The organism is Paenibacillus chibensis, assembly GCF_004001045.1.
Lineage (GTDB): Bacteria > Bacillota > Bacilli > Paenibacillales > Paenibacillaceae > Paenibacillus_AQ > Paenibacillus_AQ chibensis.
The window spans coordinates 155489-179449 of the sequence record NZ_BIMK01000013.1 but is presented as its reverse complement, the minus strand read 5'-3'; the positions used below and the strand labels follow the sequence as shown (position 1 = coordinate 179449).

General features: G+C 51.5%; 19 protein-coding genes. 8 read left to right on the top strand and 11 right to left on the bottom strand.

The window, feature by feature from the left end; genetic code table 11:
- Positions 1-73 precede the first annotated feature (73 nt).
- Positions 74-1318, bottom strand: coding sequence for an MFS transporter (locus PCH05_RS12710; RefSeq protein WP_127602763.1), 1245 nt, complete (start codon positions 1316-1318; stop codon positions 74-76).
- A 634-nt stretch (positions 1319-1952) separates the two neighbouring features.
- On the opposite strand from PCH05_RS12710, the gene PCH05_RS12705 reads away from it, so the two are divergent.
- Positions 1953-3305 carry a lytic polysaccharide monooxygenase gene (locus PCH05_RS12705; protein WP_127602762.1) on the top strand — a complete coding sequence of 451 codons (1353 nt, stop codon included), beginning with the start codon at positions 1953-1955 and terminating at the stop codon, positions 3303-3305.
- A gap of 272 nt (positions 3306-3577) precedes the next feature.
- On the opposite strand, the gene PCH05_RS12700 is transcribed toward PCH05_RS12705, so the two are convergent.
- Positions 3578-3901: a 2Fe-2S iron-sulfur cluster-binding protein gene (locus tag PCH05_RS12700; protein WP_127602761.1), complete on the bottom strand. Its 324-nt coding sequence runs from the start codon at positions 3899-3901 to the stop codon at positions 3578-3580.
- A 147-nt stretch (positions 3902-4048) separates the two neighbouring features.
- On the bottom strand, positions 4049-5440 hold the full coding sequence (locus PCH05_RS12695; RefSeq protein WP_164766637.1) for an MFS transporter: 1392 nt from the start codon (positions 5438-5440) through the stop codon (positions 4049-4051).
- 238 nt (positions 5441-5678) lie between these two features.
- Between PCH05_RS12695 and PCH05_RS12690 the strand changes: the two genes are divergently transcribed.
- A complete protein-coding gene (locus tag PCH05_RS12690; protein ID WP_127602759.1) occupies positions 5679-6533 on the top strand; it encodes an SDR family oxidoreductase in 855 nt (284 codons plus the stop codon).
- Positions 6533-7405, top strand: coding sequence for an aminoglycoside 6-adenylyltransferase (locus tag PCH05_RS12685; RefSeq protein ID WP_127602758.1), 873 nt, complete (start codon positions 6533-6535; stop codon positions 7403-7405). The genes PCH05_RS12690 and PCH05_RS12685 overlap by 1 nt, the downstream gene beginning before the upstream one ends.
- 150 nt (positions 7406-7555) lie before the next feature.
- Here PCH05_RS12685 and PCH05_RS12680 read toward each other — a convergent pair whose 3' ends face one another.
- The 7 genes from PCH05_RS12680 to PCH05_RS12650 form a co-directional block, all read right to left on the bottom strand.
- Positions 7556-7882, bottom strand: a complete 327-nt coding sequence (locus PCH05_RS12680; protein ID WP_127602757.1) for an SCP2 sterol-binding domain-containing protein — start codon at positions 7880-7882, stop codon at positions 7556-7558.
- A gap of 55 nt (positions 7883-7937) precedes the next feature.
- On the bottom strand, positions 7938-8375 hold the full coding sequence (locus PCH05_RS12675) for a PaaI family thioesterase (protein WP_127602756.1): 438 nt from the start codon (positions 8373-8375) through the stop codon (positions 7938-7940).
- Positions 8376-8480: 105 nt separating this feature from the next.
- Positions 8481-10175, bottom strand: a complete 1695-nt coding sequence (locus PCH05_RS12670) for an AMP-binding protein (protein WP_127602755.1) — start codon at positions 10173-10175, stop codon at positions 8481-8483.
- A gap of 23 nt (positions 10176-10198) precedes the next feature.
- Complete coding sequence (locus PCH05_RS12665) at positions 10199-11980, bottom strand: acyl-CoA dehydrogenase FadE (RefSeq protein WP_127602754.1); 1782 nt, start codon at positions 11978-11980, stop codon at positions 10199-10201.
- A 96-nt stretch (positions 11981-12076) separates the two neighbouring features.
- Positions 12077-13261: an acetyl-CoA C-acetyltransferase gene (locus tag PCH05_RS12660; protein WP_127602753.1), complete on the bottom strand. Its 1185-nt coding sequence runs from the start codon at positions 13259-13261 to the stop codon at positions 12077-12079.
- Between the two features lie 25 nt (positions 13262-13286).
- Positions 13287-15689: a 3-hydroxyacyl-CoA dehydrogenase/enoyl-CoA hydratase family protein gene (locus PCH05_RS12655; RefSeq protein ID WP_127602752.1), complete on the bottom strand. Its 2403-nt coding sequence runs from the start codon at positions 15687-15689 to the stop codon at positions 13287-13289.
- On the bottom strand, positions 15686-17863 hold the full coding sequence (locus PCH05_RS12650; RefSeq protein WP_174806261.1) for a heterodisulfide reductase-related iron-sulfur binding cluster: 2178 nt from the start codon (positions 17861-17863) through the stop codon (positions 15686-15688). The genes PCH05_RS12655 and PCH05_RS12650 overlap by 4 nt, the downstream gene beginning before the upstream one ends.
- 238 nt (positions 17864-18101) lie before the next feature.
- Here PCH05_RS12650 and fadR point away from each other — a divergent pair, with 238 nt between their 5' ends.
- From fadR to PCH05_RS12635, 3 genes are all read left to right on the top strand, one after another.
- The gene (gene fadR, locus PCH05_RS12645) at positions 18102-18683 is read left to right on the top strand and encodes a fatty acid metabolism transcriptional regulator FadR (protein ID WP_127602751.1); all 582 of its coding nucleotides are present in this window, start codon (positions 18102-18104) and stop codon (positions 18681-18683) included.
- 32 nt (positions 18684-18715) lie between these two features.
- On the top strand, positions 18716-19483 hold the full coding sequence (locus PCH05_RS12640) for an electron transfer flavoprotein subunit beta/FixA family protein (protein WP_127602750.1): 768 nt from the start codon (positions 18716-18718) through the stop codon (positions 19481-19483).
- An 84-nt stretch (positions 19484-19567) separates the two neighbouring features.
- Entirely contained in the window at positions 19568-20545 is a 978-nt protein-coding gene (locus PCH05_RS12635) for an electron transfer flavoprotein subunit alpha/FixB family protein (protein ID WP_127602749.1), read from the top strand.
- A 141-nt stretch (positions 20546-20686) separates the two neighbouring features.
- On the opposite strand, the gene PCH05_RS12630 is transcribed toward PCH05_RS12635, so the two are convergent.
- Positions 20687-21505 carry a Cof-type HAD-IIB family hydrolase gene (locus tag PCH05_RS12630; RefSeq protein WP_127602748.1) on the bottom strand — a complete coding sequence of 273 codons (819 nt, stop codon included), beginning with the start codon at positions 21503-21505 and terminating at the stop codon, positions 20687-20689.
- A gap of 394 nt (positions 21506-21899) precedes the next feature.
- On the opposite strand from PCH05_RS12630, the gene PCH05_RS12625 reads away from it, so the two are divergent.
- Together PCH05_RS12625 and PCH05_RS12620 are read left to right on the top strand one after the other, a co-directional pair.
- A complete protein-coding gene (locus PCH05_RS12625) occupies positions 21900-22541 on the top strand; it encodes an FMN-dependent NADH-azoreductase (RefSeq protein WP_127602747.1) in 642 nt (213 codons plus the stop codon).
- A 131-nt stretch (positions 22542-22672) separates the two neighbouring features.
- Positions 22673-23950: an MFS transporter gene (locus PCH05_RS12620; RefSeq protein WP_127602746.1), complete on the top strand. Its 1278-nt coding sequence runs from the start codon at positions 22673-22675 to the stop codon at positions 23948-23950.
- Positions 23951-23961: the final 11 nt, after the last annotated feature.

Genomic DNA, 23961 nt, shown 5'->3' with positions numbered 1-23961 from the left:
ATAAAGAAAACAAAAATACCTTCCGGTTCGCCCGAAAGGTATCTTCCATCCCCCGTATTTTTGCTCTTACGCTTCAAGCTCCGATATCCGCTCCATTCACCGTCATAGACTCTGTTTTGTGATGGAAAAAGCGGGTGCCCGATGCTGAAAAGGATCTCGCTGCTAAAGCGACACAGACCGCAACGCCTATACCCGCTGCGATGCAGCACACGAGCTGAACGGAGAATGCCTCCGAAAGGACTCCGACCGTAAGGGTTAGCACGATGGAGATGATGCTTTGCGTCATATCCGATAAGCTTCCGAACCGTCCCATGATGGCCGTCGGAACATGCGTTTGGAAGAAGGTTGCGTAACCCGAGCTGGCAAAAGACATCGCAAACCCCAGCACCATGAAAGCTGCCGTGGCCGACAGAAACCCGGACGATGCATAAAACCAGAGATAGCATACAGCCGTTACGCCAAGGCCTGTACTGATAAACATGCGATAGGACACCCTTTTAGCCAGCAGTGTAGCAGTGAACGAGCCTAATAACGAACCGACGCCCGTCAAGCTCAGCAGGTTCCCATACGCTTGCTCAGACAATTTCAGATGCATCCGGATATATGTGGCTTCCTGAGAGTCAATGGAGAATCCGATCAGCATCGCTACCTGAATGAGAATAAAAAGGCTCGTGAAAAATGATGCCGATTTCACAAAACGCAGTACGATACGCCAATCATCCAACAGGGTGCGCCAACGTACGGGCTCGCTCTGCTGCTGCCTCTTCACTTGTACATCCGGCAGCAAGGCGATAACACATGCGCAGACCATGAAGCTTGCCGCATTAAACAGAATGCTGAACGTCGTGTTCGTCAATTGAATGAGTATTCCTGAGATCGCCGGTCCGAGCAAAAAAGCACCGGAATTGGTCATGCTCATCACTGAGTTGAAACGCTGCCTGCGATTTTCCGGTACGAGCTTGGTGATATAAACATTCGAAGCCGGTCCGAAAAAAGAGCCGATGACGCTGATCAGAAAAGTGACTGCATAAATCATCCACATCGAAGGCAGCCACGGAATAAGCGCGATCAACAGCCCCCTGCTTACATCAACGCCGATCATCAATTTGCGGATATTGACGCGGTCAATGATGCTGCCTGACCACAGATTCGTCAATAGCATAGCGACCGGCTTAACAATGAAATACCCGGCCACGGCTGCCGCCGAGCCCGTCATCTGAATAATAAGCAGGTTTATGGCCACGAAATAAATCCAGTTGCCCAGATTGGAAAACCCGATGCCAAATAAGAGCCGTGCAGATCTGTTCCATTCTTTCATTGTATACCTCATAGTTTGATATTTTTTAGTTTGAATAATGTTTGAAAATCATCTGTTTACATAATTTATTTTTCGTAAACCAAAAAAAACTGAACTTGTGCAAGGAACCTACTTTTGGGCAGAGTTAAAAAAATCACTTCTTTAACATTATCCTTATAAAACGTTTTCTTGTAAATGATGGTAAATCCTTTTTTCTATCGAAATCGCTTTATGTCACAAAATCGTCTTTTAGTGTAGGAAATCGTTGCTTTATATCATTGTAGAGTCCGCATGAATGCGTTATTTTTATATTATCAATACTAATTATTACTATTTATAGATTTATATGTGATATTTCTGTGGACGTTTCAATCTCCTGGTCTACTCTATGATCTTCGCATCCGCTTGAATGAACTCATCTTATTTATTCGCAGCCTTCATCGCCGCAACCCATTATGTAAACGCTTTTATTGTCAATTATATAGACTCTATTTTGGAGTTTATATAGCATTTGAACACCTGCAGATTTTCGCCTAAGTCCCTGCGGGCCGTTTCTATCCGGGGTAGCTTTTATTTTAAGGAGGTGTTGCGATCGCCCTTGCTGCAAGCATGCTTGGAAAGGCACATATTTCTAAAAATTGGAGGAGGTATAAGTATGACAGCACTTCGTTTACCGAATCAAAGGCTGATGAAATGGGTGATGGCCGGTGGAATACTTCTGTTTATGTTCGCTCTGATGCTGATCATCGCGGATCGCGCTTCTGCGCATGGTTATGTGCAGTCCCCTGGCAGCCGCGCATATTTGTGCAAAACCGGTGCAAACACCAACTGCGGTTCGATTCAATACGAGCCCCAAAGCCTTGAAGCCAAAAAGGGTTTTCCGGCCGCAGGCCCTGAAGATGGTAAAATCGCCAGCGCCAATGGAGCTTTCCCAGACCTGGATGCGCAATCGGCAACCCGCTGGACCAAAGTCAGCATGTCGCCAGGAACCAACACGTTCACTTGGAACATTACGGCAAGACATTCCACGACAAGCTGGAAGTACTACATCACCAAGCAAAACTGGAATCCGAATGCGCCTCTGACCCGTGATTCCTTTGATTTGACGCCATTCTGTTCCGTGAATTACACGGGTCAACCGCCGGCAACTTACTCGGATACTTGTACCGTGCCTAGCAGAACCGGCTATCAAGTCATTCTTGCCGTATGGGAAATCGCGGATACCGCCAATGCATTCTATAACGTGATCGATGTCGACTTCGGCGGCGGTGGCGGAACGCCTGCGGATACTACGGCTCCGACCGCTCCTTCGAACCTTTCTGCCTCCAATGTGACTAGCACGGGCGCAACGCTTTCCTGGGGCGCATCGACCGATAATGTCGGCGTGACCGGATATAAGGTGTACAACGGATCTACGCTTGTAACGACGACCAGCGGTTCAACGCTCAGCTATAATGTATCCGGTCTGACGGCCGGCACCGCTTATACATTTACGGTGAAAGCCGTTGATGCAGCCGGAAACACCTCGGCCGCCAGCAATGCGGCAACCTTCACGACAACCGCAGCACCAGCGGACACGACAGCGCCTACCGCCCCATCGAATCTCCAGGTGAGCGGCACGCCAACGTCCTCTTCCATTGCCTTGTCCTGGAATGCCTCAACCGATAACGTAGGCGTCACAGGCTACCGCATTTACAAAGGCACTGCGCTTGCTGGTACGGTGTCCGGCACGACGTTAACCTATACCGCTACCGGGCTGACCGCCAATACTTCTTACACATTTACAGTTCGCGCGATTGACGCTGCGGGCAACGAATCCGCGAACAGCAACGCAGTAACAGCGACTACCGCACAAGCTTCGGCAGCCGCTCCATGGGCACCGAATGTGTCTTACACCACAGGTACCCTCGTTACTTATAATGGCGCTACTTATGAATGCCGTCAGCCTCATACGTCCATCGTGGGTTGGGAGCCTCCGAACGTACCGGCACTGTGGCTGCTGAAATAAGAAGCGACCGAATGTATAGTTTGCAAACTTAGTTATCGGGTATTGGACCCATTGGACTCTTATTGGACTTTATGACTGGCAGGATCGCAGATTCCAATCTGTTCGATCCTGCCATGTCTCTTTTCAATAGACTATGAGACGAAGAGGAAATTTATGACGAGCATTCTTTTGCTGCAATCCCTGCGGCTTCATCGGCTTGCGCCGAAATCTAAAAAAGCGGCAAGCCCTCTCTTCTAGAGTGCGGCTGCCGCTTTTCCTTGCATGTGTATGAATTACTCCTCCGGTCTTTTTCCCGCATCCATACCTGTCTCGGATACAGTCATGACCGGCTTTACGGTGAGATCGCTATGTACGCGAATCTGGCATGATAGACGGATATTCGGCTCAGACATTCCTTTTTTCTCCAGAATCTCTGCTTCTGCTGCACCCATCGGCCCCGCGTCACCTTCCAGAACTTCAACGCGGCATGTCGTACATCTCGCGTTACCGCCGCAGCGGTGCAGGATGTCGACTCCGTGATCCTCAAGCGCAAGAACCAGCTTTTTACCTTCCTCGATCTCAAGCGTTCCGCGGCCCTCTACAACGATTGTCGGCATCATTTTCCCTCCTCTACGGTTTCCTGCTGATATTCAGAACTTCACAAGCAATTCATCGGATCAACAATTCATTATTACCCGAGATCGTTCAAAGTTCAAGCTAACGTTTACGAATGCAGTAAAGTTTTATCTTGCTCCTCATTGGATTTAAGAGGATGAAGAAGCGGTTATATCGGAGCGATGAGGTTTTTCCTTTGGCAGATAGCGGCCGGATATGGCAACAGCCAGACATAACATACAGCATATGCCGAAAAGCACGCGCAGCGGCGTTCCGAAGCTCTCTTGGGCCTGGGACTGGCTGCCCATCGTTCCAACAAGCAGCGTTGCGAGGCCGATGCCTACGATCTGCCCCAGATAACGGACAAGCGCCAGCAGGCTGCCTGCCAGACTGCTTTTTTCCGCTGGCGCGGCACTCATGACCTCGGCATTATTGGTGGCATGGAATAACCCCGTGCCTATGCCAAAAAACGCCAAATGAAGACCGATGCTCCAAGCTGAGACGGACGGCATACATACCACGAACAGCATGGAGGCCGAGCATAGAACCGCGCCCGCATTGATGGGGAATGTCCCGCCGTATTTGTCTCTGAACCAGCCTGCAAACGGAGCAACGATTCCCATGACCAACGGCTGCAGCATAAGCAGCGCCCCGGTCCCCCAAGCGGAAAAACCGAGTTCGCTTTGCAGATAAAAGGTAATCGGGATCAGCGTTGCGGTTTGCGCCAGATTGATGATCAAAGAGCCGGTATTCCCGAGCCATACCTTTCGGTGGCTGAACAGTTCGCGATCGATGATGCCGTAATCAATTGTTCGCGCCTGTACGACCAGCAAACATAACAGCAAGCAACCGATGCCAGCCTCCAGCCATACTTTCAGTGATACCGAGCCATCCTTTACAGCTTCGGCAGCCAGCATCAGCAGGCAGACCCCTGCTCCCAACAGGAAGGTGCCAAGGTAATCACAAGGGCTTTTCGCAGACGTCTGGCCATCGCGCGGAAACCAGCGTAATCCCAGCCAGCAGGCCGCGAGCGAGATCGGTACGTTGATCCAAAACAGCCAGGTCCAATCCATCACCTCCAGCAGGAGGCCGCCCAATGCCGGACCGGAAAGCGTTCCAACCGAAATCACGATCGCGTTATATCCGAGTGCCCTGCCCCGCTCATGGTCCGGAAAAGCATGTCTGACCATTGCCTGGCTGTTAGCCATGATCATGGTAGCGCCGATTCCTTGAAGACAGCGGGACATCATGAGCAGAAGGAAGCTGTGCGAAATTGCGATACCTAAGGAGCCCACACCGAAAATAAAAAATCCCCAGCTGTATATTTGTCTTCGTTCCATCCGGTCCGACAGCTTTCCCATAAATGGCAGCAGAATCACCATCGTCAACAGGTACACCGTAGCCACCCACTGGATTTGTGCTAGTGTTACCGAAAATTGCCTGGCCATCACCGGTAAGGACACATTAACAATGCCGACGTCCAGCGTAGAGATCAGCGTCCCCATGTTGACGACCTGCAGTATGCCCCATTTGTTGCTCAACCCTGACATAAGTTCAACCCTTTCTAAAATGATGTCGTGAACTCAACTCAGAAAATAACAGGAGCGTAAGAAGGAATGCTTTTCATGTTAGAACCTATTGTACGTTTCCCTTGCCTTGTTGAAAAGAATTCAATTCAACGATTACCGGCTCCGATGCTATACAGCTGTCAGAAATTCTATTATATTTAAGACAAGTATTCTAATTATTTCCAGACCACAAATCAAGGAGGTTCTCGTATTGGAGCCATTTTCGAGTGATTTGCTGAAGGATAAAGTCGTATTGATCACAGGAGGAGCAACAGGGCTCGGCCGGGCCATGGGGGAAAAGTTTCTGAAGCTTGGAGCCAAGCTTGCAATCACTGGACGCCGTGAAGAAGTGCTGAAGCAGACATCCGCCGAGCTATCTGCAAGCGGTTACAGTGTGTTTTACAAGCCTTGCGATGTCCGAGATCCCGATCAAATCAGCGCGCTTGTTGATGCGGTTGAGGAGCATTTCGGAGCGTTAGACGTTCTGGTGAACAACGCTGCAGGCAACTTTATCAGTCCCACCGAAAGACTGTCTTCCCGAGCCGTTGACGCGGTCCTCAATATTGTACTGCACGGTACCTTCTACGCTACCCTGGAGGTAGGGAAACGCTGGATTGAGCAAAAACGGCCAGGGATGATGCTTAATATCGTAACGACTTACGCTTCCAGCGGTTCTGGGTATGTCGTGCCTTCCGCCGCTGCTAAGGCAGGCGTTCTTGCCCTTACCCGCTCGCTTGCAGTTGAATGGGCCAAGTATGGCATCCGCCAGGCGGCCATTGCTCCAGGACCCTTTCCGACAGAAGGCGCCTGGTCGCGCTTGTCGCCGACACCAGAGCTGGAAGAGAAAATGATGGATCGCATCCCCCTCAAACGGGTGGGCGACAAAGAAGAACTGGGCAATCTTGCCGCTTTCCTCATTTCGGATTATGCCGCTTATATTAATGGTGAAGTGATTACGATCGATGGCGGCGAATGGCTTCAGGGGGCGGGACAATTCAACGATCTTCGTCAAGTGACGGATGAACAGTGGGATCTCCTTGGCCAGCTGACCAGGAAAGGAAAATAATGCGAACACAATCAGAAATGATGGATTTGATATTGAATGTCGCAGCAAAGGATGAACGCATCCGGGCGGTTGGCATGAACGGCTCCCGTACCAATCCGAACGCTCCTGCGGATCCGTTCCAGGATTATGATATCGTGTATCTCGTTACCGAAATGGACACCTTCCTCCAGAATCCAAGCTGGGTGGAAGTGTTCGGCGATCGGATCATCATGCAAACGCCGGAAGAAATGTCTATGTTTCCTCCGACTCTTGGCGACCGCTTTTCGTATTTGATGCTGTTTACGGATGGGAACCGAATTGATCTGATGCTTGTACCCATGAGCGAAAAAGAGACCTACTGCCGCGAGGATAAGCTGACGGTAATTCTCCTCGACAAGGATCAGGCGCTCCCGGAAGTTGCGGTGCCAACGGATGTGGATTATTGGGTCGGTCGGCCTTCCGCCGCATTTTTTGCCGATTGCTGCAATGAGTTCTGGTGGGTATCCACGTATGTCGCTAAAGGTCTATGGAGAAAAGAGTTTCTGTATGCCCAGGATCATTTGCAGAAAGTGATGAGACCGATGCTGATCCAAATGCTGGAGTGGCAGGTTGGCATTCAAACGGATTTTTCCGTGAGCACCGGCAAAAACGGTAAATACCTGCAAAACTACCTGACCAAGCAGAGCTGGAACGAACTCCTCACGACCTATCCCGGCGGAAGCTACGAAGACGTGTGGAAAGCCCTGTTCGCGACATGCCGCTTGTTCCGCAGCACGGCCCATTTTGTCGCAGAGCATTTCGGATTCGATTACCCCGAGGAAGACGATCATCAAGTAACGACGTATCTCAAACGTGTACAGTCTCTTCCCTCTGATGCGACAGAGATCTATTGAAGACGGAAAGCTTGCGAAATCGATTTGTAGTTCATTGTATTTATAATTAATGCCATTTAATATAAACACAATGAATAAAACCAAACAAAGCCCGATTTCTCAGCTGTAAATTTGAGAAATTGGGCTTTTCATCTAGGGTTCTTGCAAACGTTATGAAGCGTACTGCTTCAATATTTCCTGCAGCTTCAGCGCAAGTCCGATCTTGCCGTCGACCTTCAGCGAACCCGTCATAAAAGCCATCGTCGTGTTGAGATCGTCCTCGATCAATTTATGGAAATTTTTCTCGGATAAGGTCAAGATGCAATCTGCGCTGCCTTCGGCTCCCTCGGTAACGACGACTCTCGCATTCTCAAAAGCAACCTGATACATTCCGCTGTCGCCAATGTTAAAACGGTAAACGGCATGCAGGGTTTCGATCGGTTCCGGTCTGGCGTTCATCTTGTCTGCGAGCTCCTGGAGCTCATCTTTGATGGACATATCTCTCCTCCTCATTCGTACTTTCTCAAACGGCATAACTTGCAATGATCCACTCTTAAGAACCCGGAATCGGTTTATCCAATACGCGGAACGTTCCTGTGCCGAATGCCAGTAAATCCCCGTTTTCCTTGCGGGCATAAGCCTGCGCCGTGATCAGTTTGCGTGAGCTGTGAATCAGCTCAGCGCTCACCACCACACGTCCTTCGGACGAAGGAGCAACGTAGTTCATATTTAGCCCCACGGTAACGACACTAACTCCTGGCCGCGCCAGCATGACGATGATCCCCATCGCGGAATCGATAACGGAGGCATGCATCCCTCCGTGCAAAATTCCGATCAGATTCAAGTGATGCGGCTGAATATCGAACGCGACGACGACCTGCTTCTCATTGATATCGACAATTTCGCAGCCGATAAAATCCCAGAAGGTATTCTTGGCTGCCCGCTCCAGACGCTCGAGATCGGGAAAACTGCCGCCGGATGCGTGTTCCATATGTTAAACCTCCTTTGCTGATTGCATTGAACTTCCCTAAATCGGCCAAGGCTTAGTTGCCGTATTTGCGGTAGCCGCGAAGTGGATTATAGCTTAGCTTTCGGATTACAAATCCACTTTCGCTTGATTCACGAGCTTCTCGTTCTCTTCTTCGATGAGCTTGCGGCGCAGTACTTTGCCGACAAGCGTCTTCGGCAGCGAATCACGGAACTCGTAAATCTTCGGTACTTTGTATACCGCCAGTCGTTCCTTGCACCAGTTCTTCAGTTCTTTCTCCGTTACTTCCGAACCTTTGCGCAGTACAATGTAAGCCTTTACATTTTCGCCGCGGTAAGGGTCATGGATGCCAGCAACGACCGCTTCCTCCACATCCGGATGCTCGAACAGCACTTCCTCCACTTCACGCGGATAGATGTTGTAGCCCCCGGCAATGATCAAATCCTTGCGCCGGTCAAGAATATAGAAGAATCCTTCGTCGTCCATGCGAGCCAGATCGCCGGTGTACAGCCAGCCATCCCGCAGCGTTCGTTCCGTGTCTTCCGGCCGGTTCCAGTAGCCTTTCATGACCTGTGGACCTTGGACGACCAATTCTCCTACATCGCCAAGCGGCATTTCCTCCCCGGTCTCCGGATGGACGATCCGAGCGATCGTATCTGGAAAAGGAATGCCGATCGAGCCGGTTTTTCTCTTTTCCCAAATATTATTGGCATGCGTTACCGGTGAAGCTTCCGTCAGCCCGTATCCCTCAATCAGCTTGCCGCCCGTGATTTTTTCGAAGCGTTCCTGCACCTCTAACGGCAGTGGGGCTGCGCCGCTAATGCAAATCTGGATGGACGACAGATCGAAGCTGCTCACTTCAGGATGATGAATGACGGCAATGTACATGGTCGGCGCCCCCGGGAACACGGTTGGCTTTTTCTTATGAATCGTTCTCAGCACTTCATCAATTTGGAAGCGAGGGATCAACAGCAGCGTTCCGGCAATGTACATCGCCTGATTCAGCAGCACCGTCAGCCCGAACACATGAAAAAACGGCAGCGCCGCCAAATAGGTTTCCTTCGCGATCTGAGAGCGGTAGAACCACAGCTGCGCCTGAATCGTGTTAGATACCAGATTCATGTGCGTCAGCATGACGCCTTTGGCAAAGCCGGTCGTCCCGCCGGTGTACTGGATTAACGCGAGATCATTTTCCGCATCCACCGGCACTTCAATCGGAGCATCACTTGCGTTTTTCAGGAAAGGAACAAACGGCAGCACCCGTTCGTTATAATCCACTTTGGCTGCCATGCCGTCTTTTTTTGCCTTAATAGGATACAGCAAATTTTTCGGAAACGGCAGGTAATCCTTCAGCGATGTGACAATGATCCGTTCCATCGGATGATGCTCCATCGCTTTATTCACGCGCTCCACCAGTGCATCCAGGGTCACGATAACCTTCGCCCCCGAATCGGTGAGCTGATGCTCGATCTCACGCGGCACATAGAGCGGATTCGTCATAACCGCCACACCGCCGACAAGGAGTGTGCCATAATAGGCAATCACTCCCTGGGGACAATTGGGCAGCATAACGGCAATGCGGTCCCCTTTGCGAACGCCCAGCCGATGCAGGGCATTCGCAAAACGGTACACGTCTTTAAGCAAGCTTGCATAGGATATCTTTTTCCCCATAAAATCCAGCGCAATATGCTGGGGGTATAATGTCGCTGAATCGATTAAAAACCGGGCCAGATTTTGCTTGGGATAATCGTAATTGTGCGGGACCTCATCAGGATATTGATCTAACCATGGATTATTCGTCATCCAGGCCACCCCATCTCACGAAATTACAAAACGTATGCTTCTTCGTCGATTACCTTCGCGGCGATTTCTCTCTTGATGCCGAGCGCGTTGATCGGCGATTTGCGGACCAGCTTTTTGAGGACTGACAGCTGCGTGCGAAGCGTATCACCGGATTCCATCGCTGCCAGCACTTCCTTGGCCCAATTTTCGATTTTGACGAACTCCTCGTGAATGAATACGGTCGTCATTTGAATGGCAAGCTTCGCTTTGTCTTCACCTGAACGATCCATCAACTTCTGTGTGCGCAGCAGCGCGCTTTCCATTGCGAAGACCGAAATCATCATATCCGCCAGATGACTCAGAATTTCCTGCTGCTCTTCCAGCTTCAGCTGGTATTTCTGAACGGCACCTGCACCGCACATCAGGAAGATTTTCTTCGACATCTTCAGCAGATGCGCTTCCTGTTCAAGCGTACCGTCAAACAGCTGATTAGGAATCGGCTCCATCAGTTCATTTTGAAGCGCCATCGCTTTTTGCATGAGCGGAAGCTGGCCCTTCATTGCTTTTTTCACCAGGGAACCCGGAATCAGCAAACGGTTGATTTCGTTCGTGCCTTCAAAAATCCGGTTAATGCGGGAATCGCGGTAGTTGCGTTCCACCCGGTATTCCTGGGTGAAGCCATAACCGCCGTGAATCTGTACGCCTTCGTCTACGATGAAATCCAGTACTTCGGAGCCGAATACCTTATTAATCGAGCATTCCAGCTGGTACTCCGCGATCGCTTTGGCGGATTGGTATCCAACTTCCGGACTGCTGTGATCGACCTCGGCAAGGCCGACATCGAACAGACCGGCGGTACGGTATACCATGCTCTCGAGCACGAACGCTTTCGTGTTCATGTCCGCCAGCTTTTTCCCGATGAGCGGGAAGGAAGAAATTTTGCGTCCGAACTGGGTGCGTTCGTTCGCATATTGGACAGCAAGCTCAATCGTATCTTTGGATGCGCCTACGCAGCCGGCCGCCAGCTTGAAGCGTCCGATGTTCAGGATGTTAAACGCGATCAAATGGCCTTTGCCGACTTCCCACAACAGGTTTTCGACCGGAACCTTAACATCCTCCAGAATCAGCTGGCAGGTCGAGGAGCCCTTGATGCCCATCTTCTTCTCTTCCGGTCCGATGCTGACGCCTTCCATGGTGCGCTCCACGATAAACGTGCTGAAATCCGTCCCGTTTACTTTGGCATACACGATAAAGATATCCGCGAATCCGGCATTCGTGATGAACTGTTTGGTGCCGTTCAATACATAATATTCACCGTCATCCGATAAAATCGCCGTTGTTTTCGCACCCTGCGCGTCGGAGCCGGAAGACGGCTCTGTCAGGCAGTAAGCCGCGATTTTCTCGCCTGTGGACAGGAGAGGCAAATATTTCTGCTTTTGCTCCTCCGTACCGAAGTATACAATCGGAAGGGTCCCGATGCCGACATGGGCTCCTATGGAGAGCGCGAATGCGGAGGCTTTTGTCAGATTTTCATTGATCAGCGTCGAGCTGACTTTATCCAGTCCCAGTCCGCCGTATGCTTCAGGAACATCCGCACCGAGCAGTCCGAGCTCGCCGGCTTTACGCATTTTCTCCACCGTCAGCTCGTAGTTCAGCTTCTCAATCTCTTCATCATGCGGAACGATTTCTCCTGCTACGAAGTCTGCCGTTGTTTCCGCAATCATGCGATGCTCTTCGGTAAAATCCTCCGGCGTCACGATCTGGCTGAAATCGGTATCCTCAATAATGTAACTGCCGCCAATGACTTTGTTCATGGTTGTGCTCATGCCCTATCTCTCCTTTACGATTGTAATCGAATAAATTCACATGACGTTTTTTTATATAAAACAGTAAGTTAGCCGCTGCGGATCCGCACAAAATCGTTACTCCGGATGAACCTCGAATACGCCAGCGGCACCCATGCCGCCTCCGATACACATCGTCACGACCCCATAACCTCCGCCGCGGCGCCGCAGCTCGCTGATCAGCGTCGTCGTCAGCTTCGTTCCGGTGCAGCCGAGCGGGTGACCGAGCGCGATCGCGCCTCCGTTCACGTTGACCTTCTCCTCGTCAATAGCCAGTTCACGGATGATATGCACGCACTGGGAGGCGAAGGCTTCGTTAATTTCGAACAGCTTCACGTCGTCCTGCGTTATGCCGGCCATCTGCAGCGCTTTCGGGATCGCCTTCACCGGTCCGACCCCCATGATTTCCGGCTCCACCCCGCTGAGCGCGAAGGAGCGGAATGTGGCAAGCGGCTTCAGCCCGAGCTCATCGGCCTTTTCCCTGCTCATCACCACGACCGCGGCAGCCCCGTCACTCGTTTGAGACGCATTTCCGGCCGTGACCGTGCCGCCGAGCTTGAACGCGGGTCTGAGCTTCCCGAGAACTTCGGGAGTCGTATCCGCACGAACCCCTTCATCCATTTGGAAAGTAAAGGATTTGGCTTGCACCCTTCCTTTGTCATCCACGGTTTTCAGTTCTACCTGTACCGGAATGATCTCATCCGTAAATTTCCCTTCGGCAATCGCCTTTGCGGCTTTCTCATGGGAGAGGGCCGCGAAACGGTCCTGATCCTCGCGTGAAATGCCGAACCGCTCCGCCACTTCCTCCGCGGTATGACCCATGCCCATATACACTTCGGGCATATCGGCCACAAGCTTCGGATTCGGCGAAACCTTAAATCCGGTCATCGGCACATGGCTCATGCTTTCCACGCCGCCGGCAATCACCACCTCCGCAGACCCTAGCATGACCCGCTCCGCTGCGAAAGCGATTGCCTGCAGACCGGAGGAGCAAAAACGGTTGATCGTGAGCGCCGGTACGGTAACCGGGAAGCCGGCATACAGCGACATGATGCGGGCAAAGTTCAGGCCTTGCTCGCCTTCCGGCATGGCGCACCCGATAATGATATCCTCCACATCTTCCTTATTCAGGCCAGGAGCTCGGTCAATGACAGCCTCCAGTACGGCTTTCCCCAAATCATCCGCCCGGGTTTGGGCCAAGCTGCCTTTTTTGGCTCGGCCGATGGCCGTCCGAGCCATGGATACGATTACTGCTTCTCTCATTTCGATTTCACCCTCCCCTGGGATGTTAATTTCGGAGTGCTTTGCCTTTGGTCAGCATATGGTGCATACGCTGCTGCGTCTTCGGTTCGCCGCACAGACTGAGGAACGCTTCGCGCTCCAGGTCGAGCATATACTGCTCCGTGACGAGTGATCCGGCAGGAACGTCGCCGCCTGCCAGCACATGAGCAAGTTTCTTGGCGATCAGCAGATCATGATCGCTGATATAGCCGCCGCGCTTCATTTCGATCGCTCCGAGCTGCAGAACGGCTTTGCCCTCGGCGCCCGCAACGCGGATCTTCTCTTCCGGAATCGGCTTGTAATCCGTATTGGCCAAACCGAGCACGGACTGCTTCGCTTCGTAAATGGCAAAGTCCTGATTGGCAACGATGCGGTCCGTAGGGCGAAGATAACCGAGCTTTTTGGCATCGTATCCGCTGCTGGATACGGTCGCCGTACCCACGGTTTGAAATACGTGGTTGATGAACGGCTGCAGGTCGACGCCTTCCACATTCGCCTGCTGGCTCGAGCGAAGGGCGAACTCCTTACATCCGCCGCCTGCCGGAATCAGGCCGACGCCAACTTCAACCAGACCATAGTAGGTTTCCGCGGATGCCACCACCTGATCGGCCGGCATGCAGGCTTCGACCCCGCCGCCGAGACACATCCGGTGAGGTGCGGCCACAACCGGCTTTTCAAAGCGTTTGACTTTGTACATCGTATTTTGGAATAAATGAATAATGTCGTTAATTTCATCCCATTCTTCGTCCTGGGCTTCCATCAGCAGAAGCATAATATTCGCCCCTACGCAGAAATTCCGTCCCTGGTTGGCAATGACCATGCCTTTGTAGTTCCTTCTGACCTCTTCCAGGCTCTGCGTAATCATGCTCAGAATGTCTTCGCCGATCGCGTTGTTCGGCGAATGGAATTCGAGGCAGGTCACGTCGTCTCCCAAATCAATCAGGCTGGCGCCGCTATTGCCTTTGATGACTCTATTTTGTTCCTTTAAGCTGCGAAGATGGATGATTTCCGGTGCGAATTCCACCTCTTTATACTCGGATGAACCGATATGGATGGAATACAGCTTTCCTTCTTCATTCTTATAGAAGGATGTATGGCCTGCGGCGATCCAGTCCTTGACCCAAGCTGGAACGCTCAGACCCTCGGCTTCCATCCGTTCCACCGAACGCTTGAGGCCGATGGCATCCCAGGTTTCGAACGGTCCGAGCTCCCATGAAAAGCCCCATTTCATGGCGTCGTCGATCTCCTGGATAGAATCCGAGATCTCGCCGACCTTCTCCGCGGAATAGATCAGCACCTGCTTCAGAATATTCCACGCCAGATCGGAGTATCGATCCCTCGCTCCGAGGAGCGCTTTCGTCTTCTCCTTGGCTCCTTTGGCCAGCTTGGCTGCTTCCAATGAGGTTGATTTCGGCTTTTTCTGTGGCACATACTCCATCGTGGTCAGGTCCAGCGCGAGAATCTCGCTGCCGCCTGCGCCCTTTTTCTTTAAATAGAAGCCTTGACCCGACTTTTCCCCGAGCCAGCCCTTCTCGACCATGCTTTTCATGACAAGAGGTACCGTAAAGATCGACTGCTCATGCTCATCCGAGACATGGTTGTATACGTTGTCCGCGACATGCACGAACGTATCCAGGCCAACGAGATCCAGCGTGCGGAAGGTAGCGCTCTTCGGACGGCCCATCGCCGGACCGGTTACCGCGTCCACTTCTTCAACGGTATAGCCGTTCTCCGTCATTTCCTTCAGCGTCACCAGCAGACCATAGGTGCCGATGCGGTTGCCGATGAAGTTCGGCGTATCCTTGGCAAGCACGACGCCTTTCCCGAGGACCTTTTCGCAAAAGCCCTTCATGTAAGTGACAAGCTCAGGATCCGTATGCTCCCCCGGGATAATTTCGAGCAGCTTCATATATCTCGGGGGATTAAAAAAGTGCGTGCCCATGAAGTGTTTCTTGAACTCGTCCCCGCATTCCGCCGCCATCGCATGGATCGAGATGCCGGAGGTGTTGGAGCTGACAATCGTTCCCGGCTTCCATACACTTTCAATTTTTTGAAGCAAGCCCTTTTTCACGTCCAGGTTTTCAACGACGACCTCGATGATCCAGTCCACCTCGGCAAGCTGCGAAAGATGATCCTCCAGGTTACCGGGCTTAATCCGGTCAGCAAATGCGTTGTCATAAAGCGGAGCCTGATTGGTCTTGGCCAGCTTGGCAATGGCAGATGCTGCAAGCCTGTTCCTTACGGCCGGGTTTTCCAGGGTCAAGCCTTTGGCCGTTTCTTCCTCGGTCAGTTGTCTGGGCACCATGTCCAGCAGTAAGCACGGGATGCCGACGTTGGCCAGATGGGCCGCGATGCCGGATCCCATGATGCCGGAGCCGATGACGGCCGCTTTGCGAATGGATTTGTTCATTTTGTGCTTGCCTCCATTTCTAGTCCTTTATTGTGAGCGGGATGATCGCCGAATACGGATAACTCGAGTATTTCAGCGATATCCTTCGCTTTCACACGGTCTTCGACTTCCTTCATTTTCGTCCCGTCCTCCATCATCGTCAGGCAATAAGGACAGGCGCTGCTGATGATACTCGGATTCACTTCGAGAGCCTGCTCGGTGCGCGCCAGATTCACGCGTTTGCCGGAGGTCTCTTCCATCCACATCATGCCTCCGCCGGCGCCGCAGCACATGGCGTTCTCCCGCGTGCGCTTCATTTCGACAAGCTCCACCCCAGGGATGGATTTCAGGACGTTACGCGGCTGGTCATACACATTGTTGTACCGGCCGAGATAACAGGAATCGTGGTACGTGATGCGTTCTTTCACTTCATGCTGGGGAGTCAGCTTGCCCTCCCGGATCAATTGGTCGAGAAGCTGCGTATGGTGCAATACTTCTACGCCTTCCAGGCCAAACTCCGGATACTCGTTTTTGAATGTATTGAACGTATGAGGACACGCGGTTACGATTTTGTGAACGCCGTATTTCTCGAAAATTTCGATATTCTCCATGCACAACTGCTGGAACAGCATTTCATTCCCCATCCGGCGCGGCGTATCGCCCGAATTTTTCTCCTCGTTGCCGAGAATGGCGTAATTGACGCCCGATTCGTTCAGCAGTCTGGCGAACGCTCTGGAGATTTTGCGGCTGCGGAGATCGTACGAGCCCATCGAGCCCACAAAAAACAAATATTCAAAGCCCGGGTTATCCTTGACCGTAGGCACTTGAATGCCTTCCACTTCCCCGCTCCAATTGGCGCGGTCGTTGCGGTTCAGGCCCCAAGGGTTGCTTTGCCGTTCGATATTTTGCAGTGCGCGCTGGCCTTCGGCCGGAACGCTGCCCTCCATCAGGACAAGATGTCTTCGAAGATCGATGATTTTGTCCACATGCTCATTGCCGACCGGGCATTGGTCTTCGCAGTTGCGGCAGGTCGTGCAGGACCAGATTTCTTCCTCCGTCATGACGTCGCCGATCAGGTTCAATTCCTGCGGATCTCTTTCCTGGTGGGTCCAAGTGGACTTCTGCCAGGCGAGCGTCGGCCTGATATCCGTGATGCCGTCAGCGTTCCAGTCGGGTTCGCTGCCGGGCGAAGATAAGGCATGTGCACCGCTCGAGGCGAATGCAAACCCCGGAACGTAAGGCGATTTGCCGGTGATGGCGGTTCCTTTTTCCGTGAGATGATCCCTCAGCTTGACGATTAAATGCATCGGTGACAGCACTTTGCCGGTATTCGATGCCGGACAAACATTGGTGCAGCGACCGCATTCCACACAGGCGTAGAAGTCAATCATCTGCTTTTGGGTGAAATCCTCGATTTTGCCGACGCCGAAGGACTCGGCTTCTTCATCCTCCAAATCCAGCTTGCTGAGCTTGCCGACGGGTTCGGAGCGCCCCAGGTAAATATTGACCGGAGCGGATATCAAGTGAAAATGCTTGGACTGAGGTACATACACAAGGAAAGAGAGCAGGATGAGCAGATGCGCCCACCAGAATACGTAGAAAAGAACTTGCGCTGCCGTGACGGATAGGCCGCCGAACATCACAGCTAATATAGAAGAGATTGGCGCGTAACCCGATGCTGCCTGGCCCAGCCACACTCTTTCAAAGCCCAGGGACAACACGACGGACAGCATGAGGGAGAAAATAAAGAAGACCACCAGGCTTGGTTTCCAGCCCTTTTTCAGTCTTGCGAGCTTCTCGCCGTATCGGCGGTAAGCCGCATATCCGACAGCGACCAGAATGAGGAATACGGTGATTTCCTGCAGCAGGCCGAATACTTCATAAGCTGGAAGCGGCAGATGCCCGCCATTGGTTAGCCCTTTAATGATAAGATCCAGCGCTCCGAACTGCAGAATGATAAAGCCGTAAAAGATGACGAAGTGCATCACGCCGCTTTTCAGATCCTTGAAAAGCTTCTTCTGTCCGAACACCTGCGAAAGAAACTCCCCCCACCTTCCTTCGCGCTGTTTCTTGAAATCAGCCGGCTTGCCGAGCTTAACGTACAGGATCCGGTGGTACACGGCTTGATAAAAGAGATAGATGCCGTAACCTGCCGCAGCAATGAACAAGAGTAAGTTGACAATTTGCCACACCATTCGTGATCCGTCCTTTCGTGGAATAAAAGGTAATTTATGACGGGTTTGCTACAGAAAGCGATTACAAATTGCTTTTAAAATCAAGATTCCGCAAAAATCGACTCACTCTACGATCTTCACAAAATCCTCGCAACAAATCGGGTCTGGATCATTGACAATTGACATCGTTTACCATAAGATTAAGAAAAATGAATGAGCATTCATTCAGTTAATTGAATTCTAACACCGGGGTGGCCTGATGACAAGTAGAAAAATGGAAAAATATGAGTTAATTTTGGATGCAGCTTTAAAAGTCATTGCGGAGAACGGATTTCACGGCTCCCAAATTTCCAAGATCGCCAAGGAGGCTGGCGTCGCGGACGGTACGATATATCTATATTTTAAAAACAAGGAAGATATCCTTATTTCCCTGTTCCAGGAAAGACTCGGCAATCTGGTCGCGATGTTCCACAGCAGCGTCAAGGAAACCAACACGGCGGACGATGCGCTGCGCAAGGTATGCGAAATCCATTTTACAGAGCTGGAGAATAACGTGAATCTCGCGTACGTCACGCAAATCGAGCTCAGACAGAGTCAGCTGGAGCTCCGCAAGGCGATCGGTCTTGTGGTGAAGCCTTATATTCAGCTCATCGAGCATATTGTGGAGAGAGGGATTTCGGAAGGCTCCTTCCGTCAAGACCTCGATATCAAACTGACGCGCCACTTGATTTTCGGTGCCATGGATGAGGTAGTCACCTCTTGGCTGATCTCGGACCGGAAGTATTCGCTCTCCGGCCAAGTCGACAAGACGGTTGAATTTTTCTTGAAAGGCTTGAAATAATCCAATCCATTATTTGAGAGGAGCTATGCCGCATGAATATCTTTGTACTGCTGAAGCAAACCTTCGATACCGAGGAAAGAATCGTCATTTCGAATGGAGAAATCTCCGATGACGGCGTGAAATACGTAATGAATCCTTACGATGAGTATGCTGTCGAGGAAGCACTGCTGCAGAGGGACCAGCACGGCGGCACAATAACCGTTGTTAGCGTTGGACCCGACCGGACGGCGGAAGCCCTGCGTACCGCCCTGGCTATGGGTGCGGACGAAGCGGTGCTGATCCAAAGCGATGGTCTTGAAGCCGATGAATATACGGTGTCCCGCCTGCTCGCGGCTTATCTCGGTCAACAGTCGTATGATCTGATTCTTGGCGGTAACTTCTCGGTGGACAGCGGCGGCGGACAGGTTGCGGTTCGTCTGGCCCAGCTGCTGGGGATTCCGCATACGTCCTCCATTACGAAGATGACCATTAGCGGACCACAGGCTACGGTCGAACGGGACGCAGAAGGCGATACGGAAACTCTGGAGGTCTCCCTCCCTGCGGTCTTTACCGCTCAGCAAGGTCTGAATGAACCGCGTTATCCTTCCCTTCCAGGCATTATGAAGGCTAAGAAGAAGCCTTTCCATCAAATGACGGCTGCGGAACTTGGCGTAAGCGACACGGATGCGGCGGCGAAAACGAAACGCGTCTCCCTGTCTTTGCCGCCGAAGCGTCAGGCCGGACGCATTTTGCAAGGGGATTATGCCCAGCAGGCGGCGGAGCTGGTTCACTTGCTGCGGACCGAAGCGAAGCTGATCTAAACCAGCCATTGAACGGCATCATAATGAACCGACTTCAAGCGTCTTACAATTCATAGGTCTTCATATCCAAGGAGGAATCTGAAAATGGGTAAAACGTATATGGTGGTAGCGGAGGTTCGCGGCGGAAGCCTGCGCCAGGTTACTTTGGAAGCGCTTCAGGCTGTATCCATCGCCAAAGAGGACGGCGACAGCACGGCAGCGGTTCTGATCGGCTCGCAAATTACGCCGCTCGCGTCGGAGCTGGCGAATTACGTGGATGGCCAAGTCTTCTCCATCGATCATCCCGAGCTGGAAATCTATAATCCGGAAGCTTATCTTAGCGTGATGAAAACCGTCTTTGAACGCGTTTCCCCGGACGTTATTGTGCTCGGTCATACCGCGCAGGGCCGCGACTTGGGACCGGTAATTGCCGCCCATCTGGCCGCAGGTCAAATTTCGGACGTTACCGCCATGGAGAAAAACAGCGATGACGTGCTGTACACGCGTCCGCTGTATGCAGGCAAAGCCTTCGAACAAAAGCAATTCACCGGCGGCATTCAGGTCGTCACCATCCGTCCGAACAACATCGATCCGGCATCCGCCGCCACGTCTCCGGCTGAAATTGTTGAGCTGGAATACGCGCCTGCAGGCTCCCTTCGTTCGATCGTCAAAGACATCGTCCGCAAAACCTCCGGGAAAGTCGATCTGACCGAGGCCAAAATCGTCGTGTCCGGCGGACGCGGCGTCAAAAGCGCGGAAGGCTTCAAGCCGCTCGAAGAGCTGGCCGATGTGCTGCACGGCGCCGTCGGCGCCTCACGCGCCGCATGCGATGCCGGCTACTGCGATTATTCGATGCAAATCGGCCAAACCGGCAAAGTGGTGACGCCGGAAATTTATATTGCCTGCGGCATCAGCGGCGCGATCCAGCATTTGGCCGGCATGAGCCAATCCCGGATCATTATCGCGATCAACAAGGATCCGGAAGCGCCGATTTTCAAAGTCGCGGATTACGGCATCGTCGGCGATTTGTTCGAGGTCGTCCCGCTGCTTACCCAGGAGTTCCGCAAGGTGCTTGCCGTCTAAGGAAAACGACCTAAAAGCTAAAAGCAGCATGAGGGGTTATCGTGAATCGCGAATAGCCCCGTCATGACCGCATCATAAGCACGCAAAATAAGCCGGGATCTCCTTCCAATAGGAAATCCCGGCTTTATCTTCTCCATATGATCAGGCTTGCTGGTATGCAAGCACAAACTGCTCGATGACCTTGGCCACGCCGTCGTTCATATTCGTGTCCGTCACATAATCGGCGGCTTCCTTTATCTCATCCCGGGCATTCCCCATGGCTACGCCTAAACCGGCAAACCGGATCATCGCCAGATCATTGAAGCTGTCGCCCATGGCGATCACTTCCTCCTGAAGTATGCCCAAGTGGCGAATGAGCTGGTGCAGGCTTGTCCCTTTGTCCACGCCCGCTTCTGTGAATTCCAGGAAAAACGGCTTTGAGCGCATCACGCTGAGCTCACCAGCCAGCTCCGGCTGCAGCTTCTTCTCCGCTTCAGCCACTTTGTCGGGCGCATCTACCATCAGCACCTTAACGACCGGCTCCTTCACAGCTTCAACGAAGCTGTCGACCTCGCGGATGCTCATGCCCGTCAGCCCCGACTCGATATCCGTATATTCATTGCGATCCTGGGTCACGATATGGTCTCCCAAGTATGTCAGCATGGACAGATGTTCCCGCTGGCTGATTCCGAACAGCTTTTGCACCGTATCCACGGACAGCGTACTGCTGAAAATTTCCTCTTCCGTGCGGCAGTTGATGATTTTCGCGCCGTTAAAGGAAAGGATAAAGCTTCCGAATTTCTCCAGCTCCAGCTCCTTCGCGATTCCCTTCATGCCGAATGTCGGACGACCCGAGGCCAATACCACCTTAACGCCTTCCTTCTGCGCGTTCATGAGAGCTTCCTTCGTTCGCGGCGAAATGGTCTGGTCATCACGGAGCAGCGTATCATCCAGATCAAGAACGATCATTTTGTATTTCATGTGCGTACACCCTTTTCTATATGTCTAATGCAAATCACGAATCTATAAAACTACTATATCATATCGTTGCAACAAGAACGCAAAGTGCCACATGGGTTAATCTATGAGTATTCACTGAAACGCAGCGGTTCTCGTCAACGAATGTGGTGCTTTCTGGAATATTGGCACCCCCCCACCCGCTAATTTTCAAACATTTTGTGAAAATCATCGATAACGAATCAAGAAAGTTATTTATTGAGGGTTGCGGAATTTTCGAAAGTTGCTTACAATTCAACTATACAACATCCGTTGTTGTGTAAACTAACTAGAGCCGCAACACAAGAGATCATATAGCCAGTATTGTACTTGGTTTTGCGCATCGCCTTTGTGTTCGACCATTGGAGGAAAATACAGCATGAACGTATTAGTCGTAAAAGCAAATAACCGGCCTGCAACAGAGGCTATATCGAGCAAAATGTACGAAGCATTCATGGAAGCCGTTCAAGGCGCCGAAAACCTGAATGTGACAACTTATGATGTGTTCGCCGAAGATACGCCTTACTTTGGACAAGACCTGTTCAACGCATTCGGCAAATTGCAAAACGGCGGTGAATTGACCGACGTGGAAAGCCGCCTTTTGGCAGCTAAACAAAAAGCAATGGACGCGCTGACTGCAGCCGACGTTGTCGTATTCGCATTCCCGCTCTGGAACCTGACTATTCCGGCGAAGCTTCAAACCTTCATCGATTATGTATATGCGGCTGGTTTTGCGTTCAAATATGACGCTGAAGGCAACATGATCCAGCTGATGACCGACAAAAAAGCAATCTTCCTGAACGCTCGCGGCGGTTTCTACTCCGCTCCGGAAGCAGCTCCAATGGAGATGGCTGTCAACTATATGCGCAACGTTTTCGGCGGCGTATTCGGCATGGAAATCATCGGCGAAGTCATTATCGAAGGACATAATGCGCAGCGTGACAAAGCCAATGAATTTATTGAAGCGGGTCTTCGCCAAGTCAAAGAAGTCGCTAACCAATTGGTTCTTCAACACGCTTAATATCATCCAATTTAATAAAGATATATCGGATACCCTTCAGGGATTGAAATCGAGAGGTTTCAGTACCCTGGTGGGTATTTTTTTTATGGAATATAGATAAACATTTATATATAATTCTTTACTATTAATTCATGGTGCTTTACAATGAACTCACCAACATTAACCAAAAGGTGGTCATTTACATGCTGTTCCGCAACATGGCCTTTAGGCAATTATTCACCGCTAGAATCCTAAGTGTTTTGGCCGATTCCATTCTTTTCTTCTCCCTGCTGAAATGGATTGAGCTCAAATCCGAAGGGGATGCTTCCTACACGTTTTTCTATGCCGCCTACTATTTGCCGATCGCGCTGCTTGCCCTTCCCGTCGGTGCATGGATATCAGGAAAAACGCTGCAGCATGTCATGGCTTGGTCCAATATCGTTCGCGTCGTCGGCTTGATCGCCTTCATAACGGTTTCCAGCTCTCTCCCCTTGGCTTGGGTTTATGCGTTTCTGATCCTGGAGAGCATCGTCGGACTTTTTTTCATGCCTGCCAATCAATCCCTGCTGCCTCAAGTGGTTTCGGAGCAGCAGCGCCCTTCCGCCAACAGCTGGCTGCAAATGGGCTACACGATTGTCAAAATCGCCGGTCAAACCTTCACCGCATTCATGCTTAAGCAACATATCCCTCCTGCCCAGCTGCTGGTCGCTGCCGTCATCCTCCTGTTCTTTTCATGGATGTTCATTCGCCGAATCAAGCCTCTGGTCAAGCTCCCCGCTAGCAAACAACAAAGCCGATGGAACCAAATCAAGGACGGTATCGGTTACATTGCGGGACATAAGCAAATCGGAAGATTGTTCATCTTTTTGACGATCGCACTGTTTATCGCTTCTTCCGTCGATTTGATCCTGGTTACTTTTCTCAATGAAGTTCTCGAAACAGGCGTGGAAAATCTCAGCTTTATTGGGACCGCTTCGCTTTGTGGCATGATTGCAGGTGCGGCTCTCGTTCCAAAATGGTATAAAAGGATGGAGAGAAAGTGGCTCATCCTCCCTCCACTGTTTGCACTTGGGATCAGCATTGGCAGCTTGTACTACATACACGATTGGCTGATGATTCTCCCGCTGTTTTTCATTCAGGGGATTGCGCTCGGCTGCTTTAACATCACGTTCGTGACTTATTTGCAGGATGTCGTCGACCGGGAAAATTATACGCGCACATTCAGCTTGTACCATATGCTTTCGAGTACGGCTGCACTGCCGGGAATTTTGCTCACCGGTGTGCTTTTGTCCGTATTTGGCGTTCTGCCGACGGTGCTTGTGGTCAGCTGCGTTTTATTCCTGCTCGGCATACTTGGCATTTTCGTTATTCCGGCTTTAGGCAAAGGATATACCCCGGTAGATCCGAAGCTTGAACAAGCGGCGGGCTAAAACCGTACATA